Source organism: Moorena sp. SIO4G3, assembly GCF_010692305.1.
GTDB lineage: Bacteria > Cyanobacteriota > Cyanobacteriia > Cyanobacteriales > Coleofasciculaceae > Moorena > Moorena producens_A.
In genome coordinates this window covers 1-1265 of sequence record NZ_JAAHIG010000743.1, presented here as the reverse complement: position 1 = coordinate 1265, position 1265 = coordinate 1, and the positions used below count along the sequence as shown (strand labels likewise).

Sequence of the window (1265 nt, the reverse complement as noted above, 5' to 3'; positions counted from 1 at the left end):
TAGGCAGGGCTTTCACCTGCATCCGATAGGTAGTTAGACTTTTCAGGTTTTATCCTGCGCAAGTCCCCAACTCATACCCCTTCAGTCGCTGAAGGCTCCTAGTTGGAACGAGCCGCACCCAATCCAGCCCCCAATAGCTAATACTCCCTAGTTTGTTGTAAGACTCAGATCTGACAATGCCCAATTTTTTCATGGTAGATAGTAACTCGGTCTCAACCGACTCTGTCATCCCCACTACGGGGACGATCTGAGTTGATATTTTCTTTGTTACTCCTGTTTTTTTGGGCATCATCAACTAAGATGTCTTCTTTTCTTAGAATACTCTAGTGCTATAGAAATGTCAATGTCGGATTTGTACTATAAAATACCGTTTTATCCCTATTTATTGGGGTTTGATTGCGAGACTTAGGAGCATCCATGATTGATTACCCTAAACTATAGTCCACTTTATTCTAGCAGGGAGTAGGGAGTAGGGAATAGGCAAGAGGCAACAGGCAATAGGGAACGCTGAGCTGACTCCCGATCTCCTGACACTTTCGACAGTTGAGAAAACCGTTGCACTGAGCACATAGTTCCGACACTCCCCCCCCCGAAGTCGCTTTTCCTAATCAATAGTGATCACAAAACCGTTGCACTGAGCACATTGTTGAGAAAACCGTTGCACTGGCCTCACACTTTCTACACTTGCGACACTCCCCTTGCTCGGAAGTCCCGTTTCCGATCAATCGGTCTGCTGAAAACCGTTGCACTGAACACATAGTTCCGACACTCCCCCTTGCTCTCTCGCAGAAAACTATTGCACTGAGCAAATAGTTGAAAAAACCATTGCACTGACCACACACTTCCGACACTCTTGTCGATTCCCGATTCCCGATTCCCGATTCCCGATTCCCGATTCGCGCATTCGCGCATTCGCGCATTCCCTACTCCCTTATAATTGGTATACTCAAACCGTTGGCTCTGGAACCGTGATCATGTACCAAATTCACTTGAAGGAAGCAGAGACTAAACTCGCGGAACTACTTGAAGCAGCAGCAGCAGGGGAAGAGGTTGTTATCCTCGGTAGTGATGGTAAATCGTTTAGAATTGTGCCAATGATGGCAGTACAAGCAACCCCTAAGTTTGGTAGCGCTAAGGGGTTAGTGAAAATGTCAGAGGATTTTGATGAGTCGTTATATAGTGGTTTTCAATGAGGTGAGGTATATTTTTTTAGGGAACAGGGAACAGCGGATCTGGGAACAGTGAATTCAGAAGAAGTAAGAGGA

3 protein-coding genes and 1 pseudogene are annotated in these 1265 nt (G+C 45.9%); 1 reads left to right on the top strand and 3 read right to left on the bottom strand.

Translation table 11 applies throughout. From position 1 onward, the window contains the following. Window positions 1-118: 118 nt before the first annotated feature. From F6J99_RS45115 to F6J99_RS45105, 3 genes and pseudogenes are all read right to left on the bottom strand, one after another. Window positions 119-289, bottom strand: a pseudogene (locus F6J99_RS45115) (transposase); the annotation flags it as partial. A gap of 158 nt (window positions 290-447) precedes the next feature. Further along, window positions 448-570, bottom strand: coding sequence for a hypothetical protein (locus tag F6J99_RS45110; protein WP_293123976.1), 123 nt, complete (start codon window positions 568-570; stop codon window positions 448-450). Window positions 571-678: 108 nt separating this feature from the next. Next, the gene (locus F6J99_RS45105; protein ID WP_293123974.1) at window positions 679-912 is read right to left on the bottom strand and encodes a hypothetical protein; all 234 of its coding nucleotides are present in this window, start codon (window positions 910-912) and stop codon (window positions 679-681) included. A 62-nt stretch (window positions 913-974) separates the two neighbouring features. Between F6J99_RS45105 and F6J99_RS45100 the strand changes: the two genes are divergently transcribed. Next, entirely contained in the window at window positions 975-1193 is a 219-nt protein-coding gene (locus tag F6J99_RS45100) for a prevent-host-death protein (RefSeq protein WP_293123971.1), read from the top strand. Window positions 1194-1265: the final 72 nt, after the last annotated feature.

Excerpts from the sequence above, each read along its gene's own strand:
- F6J99_RS45110 (WP_293123976.1), bottom strand. The coding sequence starts at position 570 with ATGTGCTCAGTGCAACGGTTTTCTCAACTGTCGAAAGTGTCAGGAGAT.
- F6J99_RS45105 (WP_293123974.1), bottom strand. The coding sequence starts at position 912 with ATGCGCGAATGCGCGAATCGGGAATCGGGAATCGGGAATCGGGAATCG.
- F6J99_RS45100 (WP_293123971.1), top strand. The coding sequence starts at position 975 with ATGTACCAAATTCACTTGAAGGAAGCAGAGACTAAACTCGCGGAACTA.